At 31.7% G+C, this 16383-nt stretch carries 11 protein-coding genes and 1 tRNA gene; 6 read left to right on the top strand and 6 right to left on the bottom strand.

Features of this window, described 5'->3' with window-relative positions:
* Position 1 precedes the first annotated feature (1 nt).
* From N2712_01905 to N2712_01885, 5 genes are all read right to left on the bottom strand, one after another.
* Positions 2–757, bottom strand: coding sequence for a flagellar filament outer layer protein FlaA (locus N2712_01905; protein MCX8028728.1), 756 nt, complete (start codon positions 755–757; stop codon positions 2–4).
* Positions 758–794: 37 nt separating this feature from the next.
* Positions 795–1526 carry a flagellar filament outer layer protein FlaA gene (locus N2712_01900; GenBank protein MCX8028727.1) on the bottom strand — a complete coding sequence of 244 codons (732 nt, stop codon included), beginning with the start codon at positions 1524–1526 and terminating at the stop codon, positions 795–797.
* Between the two features lie 817 nt (positions 1527–2343).
* Positions 2344–3279: a hypothetical protein gene (locus tag N2712_01895; GenBank protein MCX8028726.1), complete on the bottom strand. Its 936-nt coding sequence runs from the start codon at positions 3277–3279 to the stop codon at positions 2344–2346.
* A 71-nt stretch (positions 3280–3350) separates the two neighbouring features.
* Complete coding sequence (locus N2712_01890; protein MCX8028725.1) at positions 3351–4247, bottom strand: ParB/RepB/Spo0J family partition protein; 897 nt, start codon at positions 4245–4247, stop codon at positions 3351–3353.
* Between the two features lie 10 nt (positions 4248–4257).
* A complete protein-coding gene (locus N2712_01885) occupies positions 4258–5025 on the bottom strand; it encodes an AAA family ATPase (GenBank protein MCX8028724.1) in 768 nt (255 codons plus the stop codon).
* A 199-nt stretch (positions 5026–5224) separates the two neighbouring features.
* Here N2712_01885 and rgy point away from each other — a divergent pair, with 199 nt between their 5' ends.
* Both rgy and N2712_01875 read left to right on the top strand, forming a co-directional pair.
* Positions 5225–8797: a reverse gyrase gene (rgy, locus tag N2712_01880; protein ID MCX8028723.1), complete on the top strand. Its 3573-nt coding sequence runs from the start codon at positions 5225–5227 to the stop codon at positions 8795–8797.
* Positions 8798–8892: 95 nt separating this feature from the next.
* Positions 8893–9597 carry a TRAP transporter TatT component family protein gene (locus tag N2712_01875; protein MCX8028722.1) on the top strand — a complete coding sequence of 235 codons (705 nt, stop codon included), beginning with the start codon at positions 8893–8895 and terminating at the stop codon, positions 9595–9597.
* Positions 9598–9743: 146 nt separating this feature from the next.
* On the opposite strand, the gene N2712_01870 is transcribed toward N2712_01875, so the two are convergent.
* Positions 9744–9816: transfer RNA gene (locus N2712_01870), tRNA-Asn, on the bottom strand.
* Positions 9817–10200: 384 nt separating this feature from the next.
* Between N2712_01870 and mnmG the strand changes: the two genes are divergently transcribed.
* The 4 genes from mnmG (at position 10201) to N2712_01850 (ending at position 16346) form a co-directional block, all read left to right on the top strand.
* Complete coding sequence (mnmG, locus tag N2712_01865) at positions 10201–12096, top strand: tRNA uridine-5-carboxymethylaminomethyl(34) synthesis enzyme MnmG (protein ID MCX8028721.1); 1896 nt, start codon at positions 10201–10203, stop codon at positions 12094–12096.
* Between the two features lie 628 nt (positions 12097–12724).
* A complete protein-coding gene (locus N2712_01860; protein MCX8028720.1) occupies positions 12725–14473 on the top strand; it encodes an AMP-binding protein in 1749 nt (582 codons plus the stop codon).
* Positions 14474–14629: 156 nt separating this feature from the next.
* A complete protein-coding gene (locus N2712_01855) occupies positions 14630–14842 on the top strand; it encodes a hypothetical protein (GenBank protein ID MCX8028719.1) in 213 nt (70 codons plus the stop codon).
* A gap of 454 nt (positions 14843–15296) precedes the next feature.
* On the top strand, positions 15297–16346 hold the full coding sequence (locus N2712_01850; GenBank protein MCX8028718.1) for a histone deacetylase: 1050 nt from the start codon (positions 15297–15299) through the stop codon (positions 16344–16346).
* Positions 16347–16383 lie beyond the last annotated feature (37 nt).

Genomic DNA, 16383 nt, shown 5'->3' with positions numbered 1-16383 from the left:
GTTACCACAAGTCAACCATATCATCAACTTCTCTGAACTTCTCAACAAACAAGTCTGTTTCTGCGGTCAGGTAGTCGAAGTAGATATAGAAAGGTCTTCCAGGTACTATATCTGTCATGTCACATACTATTTTTATACCTGTTAAAGCTAATCCCCTCTCTTCTGAAACTTTATAGTTTTCTTGCTCAATAAAATCGGGAATGTTGACTTCTAATAATTTCCATCCAGAGAAATTTAGTTTACCTATGGTTATTTCTTTTTCTCTTTCTAGATAGTCTTTAACTACAATCTTTAATGTGTGAGTGTAATTTCTACCTACTACCCATAACTTTATTTTTTTGGTTATTCCAGGAATTTTTATCTGTCTTACGGGTTTTACAAGTATTTCAGCAGGTCCTCTTTTGAAGAAGTTAACTTTTACTCCTAAAACCTTACTGTTTTTATCTTTCATGTCTGCAAGAGCTTTTGGAAATCCATCTCTTGTCATGAATGATACTACTCCATAATCTCTTGACATTTTGACTTCCCAGTCACCAGGCACTTCAAAATCTTCGACTAACACGGGTTGTATCATCTGTTTCGCGGTGTCTTTTATTTCTGCTTCTGTAGGTTCGCCAAGTATCCTAAAGCCTTTTAAGTATTCAGATGTTTCTTGATTTTGAGTATTTTGCGGTTGGTTTGTCTGAGCTTGCTGAGCTACTGCTACACCAACTGACAATATTGCCAACACAAACACTATAAAGTATATATTTTTCATAATATCACCCCTCTAAATAATCGGAAAAATTATTGTTTTACCAAGCAATTTTACCAAGATCATCTCCATCAAATCTCTCCATATATACGTCTGTTTGCAGTTGTAGATAATCGAAATAGACATAAAATTTATCTGCTCTTTCTGTTGGTGCTGATGTAAGTCTAATTTTTATTAGTTTCAGTGGTCTTGAGAATGGAACGTAAGGTTCGTACTGAGGTATATATACGGGTATAGTTACTAAGAAATTTTTCCAACCTATGTGTTTTATACTTCCGGCCTCTATTCTATAAGTGTATCCTTTGTAGTCTTTTACGTATATATCCATTACCCAATTGTAGTTTCCACCCCAAACCCAGAAATCAATGGTTTTTGCAACTCCTACAAAATCTATGGGTTTGTTAGGAGTTACCTCTATCCAGTTAAATCCTTTCCTTAAATATGCTGCTTTTATGCCAAAGACATTTGTTTGTTTAGCCATTATTGACTCAAGTAATCCAGATGGATGACCTGGAAAATACTTAAAGTCACAATATGCTTTATCGATTACTTCTTCTCCAGTTTGAGGATCTTTTATTTTTGGAGCGAAATATGAATAGTTTGCAGACCATAATAGATCGTTTGCTTTGTCGTATTCATCCCCAAAATCTGATATAAGTATTGTTTGTAAATTTACAGTTCTTCTACCAACCTCGCTAAAACCGAAAGGATATATGTAACTAACTAAGAAAACAATAGATAGTACCACAAGAAGACTTCTTACCACTAGCATATAATGCCTCCAGGACTTATTTTAAGTTTCGGTTTCATATATTGGCAACTTGAAACTCATGATAAAATTATTTATCTAAGGATTTTTAAATTCAATACAATTTTGAAAAAGTTTTGTTGATAGTTTAGTACTGCTCAAACTTAATACAAACCCGAAGAATATTTGGAATCAATAAGATGAAAGTATTCTGGTTAATATTTTTCTATTAGATGATTAAAACAATATACTGTATAGGGTTAGTATGTGATTATATTACATCTAAGTTTGGAATGTTTTTTGTTCAATTGAATTAGGTATTTATGAGGATTGATTGTTTCGAGTTAATTTAAGTTTGTAATGTTAAATGTAATTATAGTGGTACCTAATAGTTTTTGATAATAATTAGTTTTTAAGTAATTGCATGAATATAAGTCTGAAAAAAATTTTTATGACTATAATATTGTTAGTTTGTTTTGTGTTTTAATTTTGATTATTTACTATGTATGTTTTGTTCAGTATGTTTCTTGTATCACAGAAACTTAAAATTAATTTATCTAGAATATATTGAATGATTGAAGCTAATCATTTGGTTTATTAACCTCTGTATTGTAAATATGGGTTGTGTGGTTAGGGATTTTCTATTAAGTTAAAGTCTATCGATGGTATTTGATCTTTGTAACATAATAGATTGTATTGAGATGCTTGTGGATGTAGTGATAGAATTTTTTGAAATAAGCATTTTACCTCGTGGTTATAAGTAATTTCATTAGAATATCATAACAGTTTAATAGATTTCTAACGTATATGTATTTTGAATTTGATTGAGATTTCATGGAATCTAGAATAATTTTTTTATTACAAATTTTAGTAGTTTATAAAGAAGTTTTATAGGTGCAAAAACTATTGATATGAACATTTTTTTTATTCTTCCGATATTGAAATCTTTTTGGAACTTTTCGAAATTTTCAATAGCTTCTTCTATTGGTATTAACGGGTTATTTGTATTCTCTTTTAGATAATGCCAGTGGTCCATTATCCATATATATATATCTTCTGGGGTTCTTTTAGGAAAGTATTTAGGTATTTTTTTCTTTTTTATTAGTTCTACTACTTTTAAGAATAGGTGTTCATACCAATCTTTAACTGCTTCTTCAATGCTTACGTTTCTTCCCAAACGTTCTCCAAGGAAGTATTTGTAAGTATTTATATGTTCTATCAGAGTTATGTAACCCCAAGGGTTTGTTAGTGATATAGTAATATTGGGAAATACTTTATCAAAATGAGTTTCTTCTAGAAACATATTATATGCATCTGCGAGTAGAAGTTCTTTTTCTGATAGTTCCTTTATTTTGAATTTTGTTACCATTTCTATTACTTCTGCGTCAATGTATTCAAGTCCCATAGCTTTTGCAACTGAGACTCTATGATTTCCATCTCTAACGATATAATTATCTCCTATTTTATAGACTACTATTGGGGGTATTTTAGGCTGTTTATCCAGAAAGTCCATCATATTTTCCCATTTAGTTCTAACTCCTTCGTGTTTAGGTAAAAATTCTCTATCAAAGTCTCTATATCTACCTTCACTTCCTTTTATTTTTGACAGAGGTATACTTTGTATTCCTTTATATCGATATGCATAAGATTTTGTTAGAAGTTTTACTTCATCTAGAGAAAATAGTTCACCACTTCCTACAGATATACTCATTATTATTTCATTTAGTTTTGCTCTTGCTTTAGCTTTTTCGAACTCAATTCTACTTTTAAGTGACATGTGCCCTCCTAAATTAAGTGTGTTATTCTTAAATGGGGCTTAATAAATTGTTTCATGTGAAACATATTTTTTTAGTACTGTGATGATGGTTTTTTGTTTACTATAATATCGTAGATTCTTTCTAAATCCTCTCTGGAATAATAGTTTATAATTATTTTCCCTTTTTCAAAGTTTCCTAGTACAGAAACTTTTGTACCTAAAGATTCGATTAAGTCTTCTTCTATGTTTTTTATTTCAGTACTTCTATTTAAAGAAGATTTTTTTGTTTCATGTGAAACTATTTGTGTTGTTTCTTTGTAGAGTTTTTCATTTTTGCGAAAACTAACAATTTCTTCAACTTCTCTTACTGATAGATTTTTCTCTATACATTCTTTTGCTAATTCTAGTATTTCTTTTTCGCTATCTAGCGATAATAAAGCTCTGCCATGCCCTTCTGATAGAATTCCTTGAACAATATATTCTTTAACTTTGTTAGGAAGTTTAAGTAATCTCAAAGTATTCGCAATTGCGGATCTGCTTTTTCCTACTATTTTTGATAATTCTTCTTGAGATAAATTATATTTTTCAATTAGTTCGTTGTATGCATTTGCTAAGTCAATAGGATTAAGGTCTTCTCTTTGAATATTTTCTATTAGTGCTAATTCTAGACTCTCAACATCGCTTATATCGTTCCTTATAACTATAGGTACCTCTGTAAGGCCTGCCATCTGTGCTGCTCTCCAACGTCTTTCTCCAGCAATTATCTCATAGTAATTGCCTTTTTCTCTAACTACTATTGGTTGTAAAATTCCTTTCTCTTTGATGGAATCAGCCAATTCTTTTAAAGTTGTCTCATTAAATACTTTTCTAGGTTGATTCGGGTTTGGTTTTAAACTTGTAATACTAACATTCTTGACGCCTGAGTTCTCTGTTAAATCAAAATCTTCAAGTAGAGATTTTAAACCTTTACCAAGTCCTCTCTCTTTCATGTTGTTCCTCCTAAGGTTTATATTTAATCAATATCTCTTCTGAAACTTTTTGATAAGCAATTGCACCTGGACAGGTTGGATCATAGTCAAATATGGACTTTCCATAGCTTGGTGCTTCTGAAAGCCTCACGTTTCTAGGTATAAAAGTGTTGTATACCTTATCTTTGAAATAATCTTTTGCTTGTTCTGCTACGTCCTTTGATAACTTTGTTCTTATGTCATACATTGTAAGTAGTACTCCTTCTATCTCTAAACTTGTATTTAGAGATTTTTGAATGGATTTTATTGTTTTCATAAGTTGTACTAATCCTTCCATTGCAAAGAATTCTGCTTGTAATGGTATCATTACACTGTCAGCAGCTACTAATCCATTTATAGTTAAGATACCAAGTGATGGAGGAGTATCAATGAAGATAAAATCAAAGTGATCCTTTACTTCAAGTATAAAGTTTTTTAGCCTATGTTCTTTATCATTAAGGTCGAGTAATTCAACTTGAGCTCCAGCAAGCTGCATATTTGCGGGTAATATGAATAGATTGTCATATTTTGAAGGTATGACTAAGTCATTAGGATCTTCTTGGTTTATTAGGGCTTCATATGTGCCTCTTCTAGTTTGAGATAACTCTATGCCAAGTCCTCTGCCTAAATTACCTTGCGGATCAATATCAATATCTAATACCTTGTATCCCCTACTTGCGATATAATGGGATATGTTTATAACGGTTGTAGTCTTGCCAACTCCACCTTTTTGATTAGCAACTGCTATACATTTACCCATACTTCCTCCCTAACTATATGATAAAACTATTAGTATCCCAAAAACAAAATCTGTAAAATAACGAGATTCAGTGCTAGTTAAATTTGAACGATGCCATTGTAGGTAATTTCATACTATGCTAGATTGTTAGATGTGTAGATTGAAAACATATTTTTCTTTATTCTAGAACTATAGTATTAGTATAATACTACCTGAATTTATGAGAGCGCATAGTATTTATTTGAGAGGTTGTGTATCGTGTGGAAGTGAGATAACTGATGATAGACTTATAAGCATAGGTGTTTGTGAAAGATGCTATAAAAATGGACTAGATGAAAATATTGAAAAAGTATTTAGACAGATAGGAGTTAGTGGTAATCTTAGTGAAATACTGTATGTTAAGGATATTCTTGAAAAATGGATAAATAATTTCAAAAAAGCCGTAAATTCAGAACCTTGGAATACTCAAATTAGTTGGATGAAAAGAGTTATTCTCAAAAGGAGTTTCTCTCTGATTGCTCCAACTGGTGTAGGTAAAACTACTTTTGGTATTATGACATCTCTTAATCTGTATTCCGAAGGTAAAAAATCTGTAATAATACTGCCAACAACTAGTTTAGTCAATCAGGTTTATGAAAAGTTACAGGGACTATCAAGTACTATAGGTGTAAGTCCTAGAATAGTTATGTATTCTTCAAAGATAACTCGAAAACAAAAAGAAAACTTCAAGAAAGCTATACAAAAGGAAGATTACGATATAGTAGTTATAACATCTAGTATGATAAAAAATTTATTTACTATTAGAGAAAACATTAAATTTGATTTCATATTTGCTGATGATGTTGATGCCTTGGTTAAAAAGTCGAAAAATGTGGAATATGTTATTATGTTGTCAGGTTTGTCAAAGGAAGATGTTGAGGTAACATTGGAAGTTATAAAGCTTAAGTTTTTACTAGCAGTTTCTAGAGGTAAGGAAAGATACGAGAATTATCTGGATAATTATAATAAGTTACAAGAAAGAGTATTGAGTATAAAGAATAAGGAAAAAGGTATAATTGTAGTATCTAGCGCGACTGCTAAGCCAAAAGGTGTGAGAATTAAGCTTTTCAAAGAATTGTTTGATTTTGAGATAGGGGGTAAGACTGAAATAACAAGGAATATAAACAATTACTATATCTTTTCTGAAAATTATGAACAAGATTTAATCAAAGTGTTAAGTATCATGGGAGATGGTGGAATAGTTTTTGTTACTACTGAAGATGGAGTTGAGTATGCTGAAAAAGTTTCTGAAATTATAAATTCAAAAACTAGCCTAAAAAGTGCTGTTATTTCTTCAAATAAAAGAGATGAAGTTTTGAAAAAATTCAGAAAAGGGGAAATAAATATACTAGTAGGAGTATCAACATATTACGGGACACTCGTTAGAGGTATAGATATACCCGATAGAATTATTTATGCCGTTTTTTTGGGAATACCAAGATTTAAGGTAGTTGTTGACGTTAATAACTTAAACTTATCGGGTTATACAGTGATGAAGATTCTTGCTGAATTGATTGATTATATCAAGGATGAAAAACAAAAGAAGAAAGTACAGAGTCTTATAACTAAGCTTAAAAACAACTCAAAATATGAGTTTATTGTAAATCAAGTGAATGAACTTCTTAGGGATTTGTTGTCAAAAGATGAATATATAGATATACTTAAAAACTCTCAAGATATTTTATTTCAGAGCTACAATGGTAGGAATTATATTGTAATTCCAGATATGAATACTTACCTTCAAGCGAGTGGTAGAACATCTAGACTTTATATAGGTGGTATGACTAAGGGGATATCTATTGTAATTGAAAAAGATAATAAACTTTTAGAGATAGTATCCAGAAAGTATAAATGGATTGAAGATAGTGAATGGGTTAAATTTGAAGAAAGTAGAGTTTTAGAGGACTTAAAGGTTGCGAAAGAAGATAGGGAGAAACTTAGTTTAGCGATTGAGGGTAACGTGCAGAGTAATATAAAACAATTGAATAAAACAGTTTTGATAATTGTTGAGTCTCCTACTAAAGCAAAAACAATTTCAAGATTACTAGGTAATCCAACAGAAAGAATCATAAAAGGATTGAGTTGTTATGAAACTACAACCGGAAGTGTAACTTTCATTATAACTGCGTCTAAAGGTCACATGTTTGAATTGACGATGGACAACGAAGATATATATGGTATAAGAATAAAGGAGGGGATTCCTTTACCTGTATATGATACTATAAAGAGATGTTCTAAATGTAGGAAAACGTTTGTAAGTAGTGAGAATAGATGTGTGTATTGTGGTAATGATAAGTTTAGTGACAGGATAGATGATGTTAGATCTTTAATAGAACTTGCTAAAGAAGTTGATGAGGTTTTGTTAGCTTCTGATCCTGACACTGAGGGTGAAAAGATAAGTTACGATATTTACTCTTTTTTAGTTCCCTATCTGAAATTCTTTAATGGTAAAGTTAGGAGAATGAGATTTAACGAAGTTACATACTATGCTATAAATAGAAGTATTCAAAATCCTGAAGAGATAAATATAAATTTGGTTGAGTCTCAACTATTGAGAAGAGTTCAAGATAGGATAATAGGTTTTGGGTTAAGTGGTATTCTTAAAGATGAGCTTAATCATGATAATATTTCAGCGGGTAGAGTTCAATCTCCAGTTTTGGGATGGATAATAGAGAGGTTTAAGCAGTATAATGATTCTAAAACCAATTTTGTTGAGATTACTTTGTCAACAGATTTATCTGAGAGTAACTCCAAAACTACAGAAGAAATAGTATTGAGTGTAGAAGGAAATAAAAAAACGTTAGATATAAAAGTTGGTGATGAAGTGAGTGTAAAGATTGACGAAGAAAAAGAGATAGAAATACTACCACTACCGCCGTTTACAACTGATGCTATACTCATACAAGCAAATAGGTTGTATAAGATGAGTTCTGATATGGTTATGAATATTTTGCAGGATTTGTTTGAAGAAGGTTTGATTACATACCACAGAACAGATTCTACGAAAGTTTCTTTGGTAGGTCAACAGGTTGCAAAAGAATACCTATCCATAAAAAATATTAAAAATCTAAATGTACCAAGAAGTTGGGAAGAAGAAGGAACTCATGAGTGTATTAGGCCTACTAAATCAATTGATGCTCAGACTTTGTATCAGTTAACAACGGAAGGTGCTATATCAACTTCAACTATAAAAAGACATCATGTACTGATATATGACTTAATTTTCAAGAGGTTTATATCATCCCAGATGAAAGCTGTTGTTGTAAAAAATGTAACATATTCTATATTAGTAAGTGATATTGAACTAAAAGTTAATAGGAATGTTGAGGTAGTGGATAATGGGTGGAATATGATGGGGTATTTTCAGATAGATGAGCCATTGCCTAATTCATTGAAAATAAAGAATGTTAAATCTGTTAAGAAACCAAAGGTAAGTTTATTTTCGGAAGGTGATATAATTCAGATGATGAAAGATAAGGGTATAGGTAGGCCTTCTACATATTCAAAGATAATATCAACGCTACTTAAGAGAGGTTATATTATCTCGAAGAACAACAGACTTATACCTATGAGTAAGGGTTTTAAAGTTTATGAAGTACTTAAAAGCAGATACAGTGATTTTATCTCTGAAGATAGGACAAGAAGTTTAGAAGCGATAATGGATAAAGTAGAAAAGGGCCAAAAAGATTATTTTGCAGCATTAGATGAGATAATTAGAGAAGCAAAAGATATTATTCCAGAAGATATTAATTGAGTAGATAGAAATTTCTTGTAATTTATTTTACATAATTCAGTTCCTTGAAGATGGTATTGGAATATGTTAAAATTTGGACAATGGGAGGTTTGATTATGCGTATTTTCGTAATTATTTGGATTCTAGTACTTTTTTCTAGCTTGTATGCGAGTGCTGATTTATTTAAGGACATAAAGAGTGAAAGTGATGCTAAAAAAGCTTATGAACATTACAAAGACCTCTTTACGAAAAACAAGAATAACTATGAAATTGCTTGGAAATTTTGTGCTTATGCTAGGTTTTATGGATTCTATTTTTTGAAAGACAAAAAAGAAAGAGAAATGGTATTTGAGGAAGCTAAAGATGCTGGAGAGATTGCAGTTAAACTAAATCCAGAGAGTATTGAAGCTAACTATTTTTTAGGAGTTGCTTACGGATCTTATGCTCAGGAAAAGGGTGTTATGAATAGTTTGTTTCTAGCGGGGCCAATAGTTGATCTTATGACTAAGGTTATAAAGAAAAATCCTTCTTACCGAGATGGTTCGGCATATATGGTTAGAGCAAATGTTTATTCAAAAGCACCAGGTTGGCCTATGAGCATAGGTGATGTAAATAAAGCAATAAGTGACTTTGAAAATGCAATAAAATATGAAAATAAATCAGCATATAGAAACTATGCCGAGTTTTTGATAAACAGAGGTGATAAATCGAAAGCAAGACAAATTATTGAAAAAGCTCTTTCTCTACCCTTAGGCAACGAGCTTGTAATTGAAGAGTATGAAATGAAGATGCTTAAAAATCTATTAGAAAAGATAAAATAGTATTTTTACATTAGGAAGAACTCAATAATTTTGCCACCTAGAATATCCTAACTGTTAGGGTATAAAGTTAACAACTCTAAGAAACAAAGTAACTAACTTGGAAAGCTAAATCAAGGAGAAGCTCAAAAACACTTGAATTGCTTATGCTCCCCGGGAGGGACTCGAACCCCCGACCCGGTGGTTAACAGCCACCTGCTCTGCCGACTGAGCTACCGGGGAACAACTTATATACTTATTATAAGTATTGCGAATTTGTCTAGTCAAGTTAAAAATTAGCTTTGTGATGGATAATAATATGTAGTAGCATTCTGAAGATTCAAGATTTTCATGTCCCTAGATTAAAATGTTATTTATTTTCTGTTTGGTACAATAAAGATATTAAAGGTTAAAATATTTTTTTGATAGATATCGGTTTTGTTGTTTTATAAATTGTCTTACTTGACTGTTTTTAGGTAAATTTGAAGCTACTCAGATAATATTCTGATTTAAAATGCTATACGAAAAATAAGTTTTCTTAAAAAGATATTTTGACATATCTCTTTGAAAAGTAATATAATATTACTAAATTGGTAGCCTATACTCTTTTAAGATAGGTTTAGTGTTATGATAAAAGAAGAATATGGAGTAATAGTTGTTGGTGGTGGGCATGCTGGTATAGAAGCATCCTTAGCAAGTGCAAGGATGGGTGTGCCTACATTGCTTCTGACTCTAAATATAGATACAATAGGACAGATGTCTTGTAACCCTTCTATAGGTGGAACTGCTAAGGGACACTTAGTTAGGGAGATTGATGCTCTAGGTGGTGAGATGGGAAAAGCTTCCGACCAGACAGGAATTCAGTTTAGGATACTTAATGACTCAAGAGGTCCTGCTGTTAAAGCATCCCGTGCACAGATCGATAAGTACCAGTATAGAGATTATATGAGACGTGTTGTGTTTTCTCAGTCTAACTTAGTTGTAAAACAAGGTAGTGTCAAAAGACTCTTAGTAGAAGGTAGAAAGGTAGTAGGTATAGAAACTATATTCGGTGAACGTATATATGCTAAAGCAGTTGTAATTACGCCTGGGACTTTTATGAGAGGAATACTTTTTGTGGGTAAAGCTACAACTCCTGGTGGTAGAATGGGTGAAAATCCTGTTAGCGAATTATCCGAACAGTTTATATCTCTAGGCTTTAACGTCGGTAGATTTAAAACAGGTACTCCACCTAGATTGGATGGTAAGACAATAGATTTTTCAGTTATGGAAGTTCAAAAAACTGACTATAATTTTAAACCGTTCTCCATATGGACTGATAGAAGAAGATTTCCAATACAACCACAGAGAGAAGTATATATAACATATACAAATGAGACAACTCATAACATTATATTAAGTAATCTTCATACATCACCGCTATACAGTGGCATGATAAAGGGTACAGGAGTAAGATATTGTCCTTCCATAGAGGATAAAATAGTTAAGTTTTCCCAGAGGGATAGGCACCATGTCTTTATAGAACCAGAAAGCTTGATGTTTGATGAATGGTATCCAAATGGTATATCAACTAGTTTGTCTTACGAAACTCAACTTAGCTTTGTGAGAAGTATAAGAGGACTCGAGAATGTTAGAATAACTAGATATGGTTATGCTGTTGAGCATGATTATGTAGATCCAACTCAGTTATACCCAACTCTTGAAACTAAATTAGTTGAGAATTTGTTTTTAGCAGGACAAATAAATGGTACAACAGGTTACGAAGAAGCAGCATCACAAGGTATAGTTGCAGGTATAAATTCGGCACTCAAAGTTATGGGAAAGTCTCCAATAGTCTTGAGTAGAACAGAAAGTTATATAGGTGTACTTATTGATGACCTTACTACTAAAGGTACGAATGAACCATACAGGATGTTTACATCAAGAGCAGAGTATAGACTTCTTCTAAGAGAAGATAATGCTGTTTTTAGGCTTTCAAGAATAGGATATCAAGTTGGATTATTACCAAGATTTATGTGGGAGAATATTGAGTATAAGTATAACATGATAAGATCAGTTTTACATGTGCTTTCAACTGAACATATAACACCTTCTAAGGAAAATAACCAAAAACTTGTAGAGTTAGGTCTTCAACCTATTACTAAACCTACAACTCTAGAAGAAATGTTGCTTAAAAATGGATTTAAGTGGGAGTATTTGTACGAGTTTTCTGATAATGTACCATATAATCTTCCAGATGATATCATAGAGTATATACAGATAGAAGTTAAATACAAAGGTTACATTCAGAGGGAAATTAGATCTGTGAGAAAGTTGTCGAAGTTAGAAAATGTCAGAATACCTGAAGATTTCGATTACAGTAAGGTAAAGTCTCTTTCGAGAGAAGTTATAGAGAAGTTGTCAAAGTTTAGACCTTATAATCTCTACCAAGCTTCTAGAATTTCTGGTATAACACCTGCTGCAGTAATAGCTATAATGAACTATCTCGATAAACACTATTATAAAGAATCAATAAAAAGTTAAGCTAAATTTTAGGTTTAGGAATATTATAGAGAAGATTTATTTTCAAAGAGATCAAGATACTCCACGTCTGCCTTATCTAATCACTTAAACCCTCAAGACAACTCAATTCCCTCTCATTCACAATAAGCTCGCTTCCTATATCCTCACAAGAGTATCTTTGGCAATGTTAAAATACCGCAAACACTAAGGCTCTTTCTTTATACCCAGTAGTGAAGTGTATATATATCCATCTAGATGCCTACTATCATCATCAAAACACTTAACAACAACCCTTTATATGATCTTAACATCCAATACCTCTAACAAATCCCTCACAAACTCATACCTTTCCCTTCCTGCTGTTGAAAAATACACTTAGATATCATCAAATTCCTATAAAGACGATTGAAAGAAGAAATTCTGTTATCTTCTTCCAGATCTTATGTGAAAAGTTAAATAGGAAGTTTTTGATAAAGTGATTTATAGTTTTTCTATTACTCATATTTCTCTCCTTTTGCCTTCCTTTTACCTAGTAAAAGGAAGTTTTCCCACTTTAATTCTTACCAAACTCTACTACAAACTTCAGTTGTTTCAATCTTGATACTTAAATAGAAGATTTTTAAAATCTCATGTGTTAAGGAGGTTAGGTATGAGTATAAGTAATGTTGAGCCGGATATAAAATTTTTAAATGCTAGAGAATTTGTTGATTACATATCTGAAAGGTATCAAGATAAAAGAGCTCTTGGTATGCCAGTTTCTGAAGATAACCTTGAGGAATATATATGGTATACGTATTCGGATATAAAACTTTATGCAAAGGCTATATCTTACTATTTGACAAATGTTCTTAAATTGAAGAAGGGTGATAAAGTTGCTCTAATATCTGAAAATAGAGCGGAATGGGGATTATGTGCTTTAGGAGTTGTGTATAACGGTTTTGTTTTGGTACCTGTTGATGTTAGGATGTCTCCTAACGAAATAAAGATGATATTAGAACATTCGGAAAGTAAAGTGTTGATTGTATCTCAAAAAATGTATTCTTATGTTGAAGAAGAAGTTAATCTTGAAGATTATGAAGTCATACTTATAGATGGTACTCCAAAAAGGAAGAAAATTATTTCATTAGGTAGTATAGTAGAAGAATACGGAGATAAGGAGATTAAAAAATATAATGAAGTTTCACCAGATGATCTTTTTGAAATAGTTTATACATCTGGTACTACTGGGTTATCCAAAGGTGTTATGTTGACACATAGAAACATAATGTTCGAGGTTAGTGTTATGCCTCCTTTGGCTAGAATTAGCCCAAAAGATAAACTACTTTCGATACTACCGCTTAATCATACTTATGAGTCAACAGCAGGACTTTATACGGCTCTGCACGGAGGAGTTTCAATAGTTTATTCTCCTTCCCTTAATCCTAGGATTGTTCTAGATATAGTATCGAGACAAAAAATAAACAAAATGTTAGTTGTACCCCTTTTCCTTGAGAAGATAGCTGATGGTATATTGAGAAAAATAGATAAATCGGGATTGGTTTTGAAGACTTTTGTTAAAACTTTGTTTTTCTTTGCTACTGTTTCAAAGACTGTAACAAATAGTAATAAGATAAGTAAAAGGTTGCTTTCAATAGTTAGGAAGAAAGCAGGTTTATCATCGATAGAGTTGTTTATATCGGGTGCTGCACCATTACCAGAAAGAGTAGCAAACCTTATGGAGTTAATGGGATTTAATATATTACAAGGATATGGACTTACAGAATGTGCTCCCGTTGCTACGCTTAATCCTTATGAGAAACCTAAAAATAAGTCAGTAGGTAAACCCTTACCGGGGGTTGAAATAGTTATTGATTCACCAAATCAAGATGGTAATGGAGAAATCCTTATAAAAGGACCTAATGTAATGGCAGGTTATTACAAGAATCCTGAAGCAACTAAAGAAACACTTGTAAACGGGTATTTAAGGACAGGAGATTTAGGATACATAGATGAAGAAGGGTATGTATATATAACTGGTAGAATAAAGAATGTTATAGTAACACATGGCGGTAAGAATGTATATCCGGAAGAAATAGAAGAAAAACTTAATGAATCTCCGTATATACTTGAAAGTTTGGTTGTTGGAAAGAAGATAAATAAAGATGAGGCAATAGGAGAGGAGGTATTCGCTTATATAGTTCCGGATTTCAACTATATAGAATTTGTGAGAGAAACACCTGTTAGTAAGATATCCTATGAAGAAATCGAAAAAATAATAGATAATATAGTAAAAGATGTTAACTCAAGCCTTCCAGACTACAAAAAGATAAAATCGTATAAAATACTAACGGAGGAATTACCGAAAACATCTACAAGAAAAATCAAGAGATATCTATTCCAGCAGCAAGATAGCCTTTAAGGTAGTACGTAAATGTACAGACATACTCGATTATTTAAGTATATTTGTAATTGTTAAGAAGTCCGGGTAAGTCTGTTGTCTTTAGATTTCCTTCTGGAATAACTGAAGTTTGTAAGGTACTATAGAAATTAGTTAGAGAAAAAATTAGATAAGCTGATGGGAGAGTTTGTGAAAGCATTGGATATGTTTGAAGTTGGAATTTTGAGTAGTACTATGATAAAGTCATTTGATGGAGAGACTCTTAGAGAAGGTGTACTAGTTATTAGAATGGAAAGTAATAGAAAATATCAAAAATACGTTGGTGTGTTAAGAAATAAGAGATGGATATATGTTTCAGACTTTAGTAATATGTACAAGAAAGATATGTAATAGTATTCCAATGTTAACATGATGCTGTTAAGTGGTTGTGAAATAAGGTAGGAGTTTATTGTATTGTAAGAAATTGAGTTATCTTTTGGGGTATTTAAGATGTTGAGTATGATTGGAGAGAAGTTCTAATAGGAGCTAATATAAGTAATGTTGGTGTAGAGAGATGGAAAGCAATCTGAATAAGCAGATATTTAATGTTAGGTATAGAGATTGGAATATTGAAGGGATTTATCGTATGAGAATTTTTAGAAAAGTATAGTAGTATGTAGAGGAGATAAGTTATCTACAAATCATAGTCATAGCTAATAATGCAGTGTCGGTTGAGTAGGTAGTAGAGATTTTAAGAAAGTTTTTTATAGGTGTTCAGAGTATTATTTTGCAAAAAATACAAAGCTTTTGATAAAGCTTCAGTTTTTTGTTGATAGAGTATAACATTGTGTTTTACACTGATACCATGTCAAAAATAATTCCAGTGAACAAAACTGGTTTATTCTATAACGAATTTCTTGAAAAACACTTAGAAAACATATCACATATTGAATCTCCGGATAGAACTAGAAAAACTTATCTTAAATTGAGAAACTTATTGGCAGGTAGAGTGCAATTTATAACTTCTGATGATATGATTTCTGAAGAAGTACTCGAACTAGTTCATAAGAAAGAGTATGTTAATTTTATCCTAAGATATAAAAATATAAGTTCTGAAGTGTTTTTGGATCCAGACACAGTCTTGGGTAGGAACAGTGTAGATGTAGCCATACTTTCGGTAAGTTTAGGAATTAAGGCAGTAATGGAGGTTGTTGAAGGTAGATTAAATAACGCTTTCGTTTTATCTAGACCTCCAGGACACCATGCAACACGAGATAAAGCTATGGGTTTCTGTATATTCAATAATGCGAGTATATGTGCAGAATTTCTAATAAAAAACTACAATCTTTCGAGAGTTGCTATAGTTGATTTTGATGTTCATCATGGTAATGGAACTCAAGACATATTTTACGAATCCGACAAAGTTTTATACATTTCAACTCATCGATATCCCTTCTATCCAGGAACAGGCTTTTATAACCAAATAGGTAAAAGCGAGGGTATAGGATTTACTGTGAATATACCACTTCCTGAGGGAACTGGTGATAACGATTATGCGTACATCTATACAAACATAATATCTAGGATACTAAATAAATTTGAACCTGAGTTTATTATAGTTTCTGCGGGATTTGATGCACATTATTCAGATCCTCTTGGTGGTATGACGTTAACAGAAACTGGTTTTAGACATATTTCAAATGTACTAGTCAAATCTTCTAGTAATGGTAGGATAGTGTTTATACTTGAAGGTGGATATAATACAGATACTTTGCCCTCAGTAATTTATAACGTGATCGAAGAGTTAATATGTACATCAGAAGAAAATATAATTAAACCAAACATATCTACTGTAGTTGAAACAGTGTTTTATAACTTCTATAGATATATAAATAACTACTGGAGTATAATATAAACTTCTAGCTAAAAGTTATTAGGTCTTAACGTTGTAG

This window comes from Brevinematales bacterium (assembly GCA_026415355.1).
Taxonomy (GTDB): domain Bacteria; phylum Spirochaetota; class Brevinematia; order DTOW01; family DTOW01; genus SKYB106.
This window is presented reverse-complemented; position numbering and strand designations above follow the sequence as displayed.

Bases quoted from the DNA above. Each gene is read 5' to 3' on its own strand.
- N2712_01890 (MCX8028725.1), bottom strand. From the start codon at position 4,247: ATGAAAGAGAGAGGACTTGGTAAAGGTTTAAAATCTCTACTTGAAGAT.
- N2712_01900 (MCX8028727.1), bottom strand. From the start codon at position 1,526: ATGCTAGTGGTAAGAAGTCTTCTTGTGGTACTATCTATTGTTTTCTTA.
- N2712_01855 (MCX8028719.1), top strand. From the start codon at position 14,630: ATGGGAGAGTTTGTGAAAGCATTGGATATGTTTGAAGTTGGAATTTTG.
- N2712_01885 (MCX8028724.1), bottom strand. From the start codon at position 5,025: ATGGGTAAATGTATAGCAGTTGCTAATCAAAAAGGTGGAGTTGGCAAG.
- rgy (MCX8028723.1), top strand. From the start codon at position 5,225: ATGAGAGCGCATAGTATTTATTTGAGAGGTTGTGTATCGTGTGGAAGT.
- N2712_01875 (MCX8028722.1), top strand. From the start codon at position 8,893: ATGCGTATTTTCGTAATTATTTGGATTCTAGTACTTTTTTCTAGCTTG.
- N2712_01860 (MCX8028720.1), top strand. From the start codon at position 12,725: ATGAGTATAAGTAATGTTGAGCCGGATATAAAATTTTTAAATGCTAGA.
- N2712_01895 (MCX8028726.1), bottom strand. From the start codon at position 3,279: ATGTCACTTAAAAGTAGAATTGAGTTCGAAAAAGCTAAAGCAAGAGCA.
- N2712_01905 (MCX8028728.1), bottom strand. From the start codon at position 757: ATGAAAAATATATACTTTATAGTGTTTGTGTTGGCAATATTGTCAGTT.
- N2712_01850 (MCX8028718.1), top strand. From the start codon at position 15,297: ATGTCAAAAATAATTCCAGTGAACAAAACTGGTTTATTCTATAACGAA.
- mnmG (MCX8028721.1), top strand. From the start codon at position 10,201: ATGATAAAAGAAGAATATGGAGTAATAGTTGTTGGTGGTGGGCATGCT.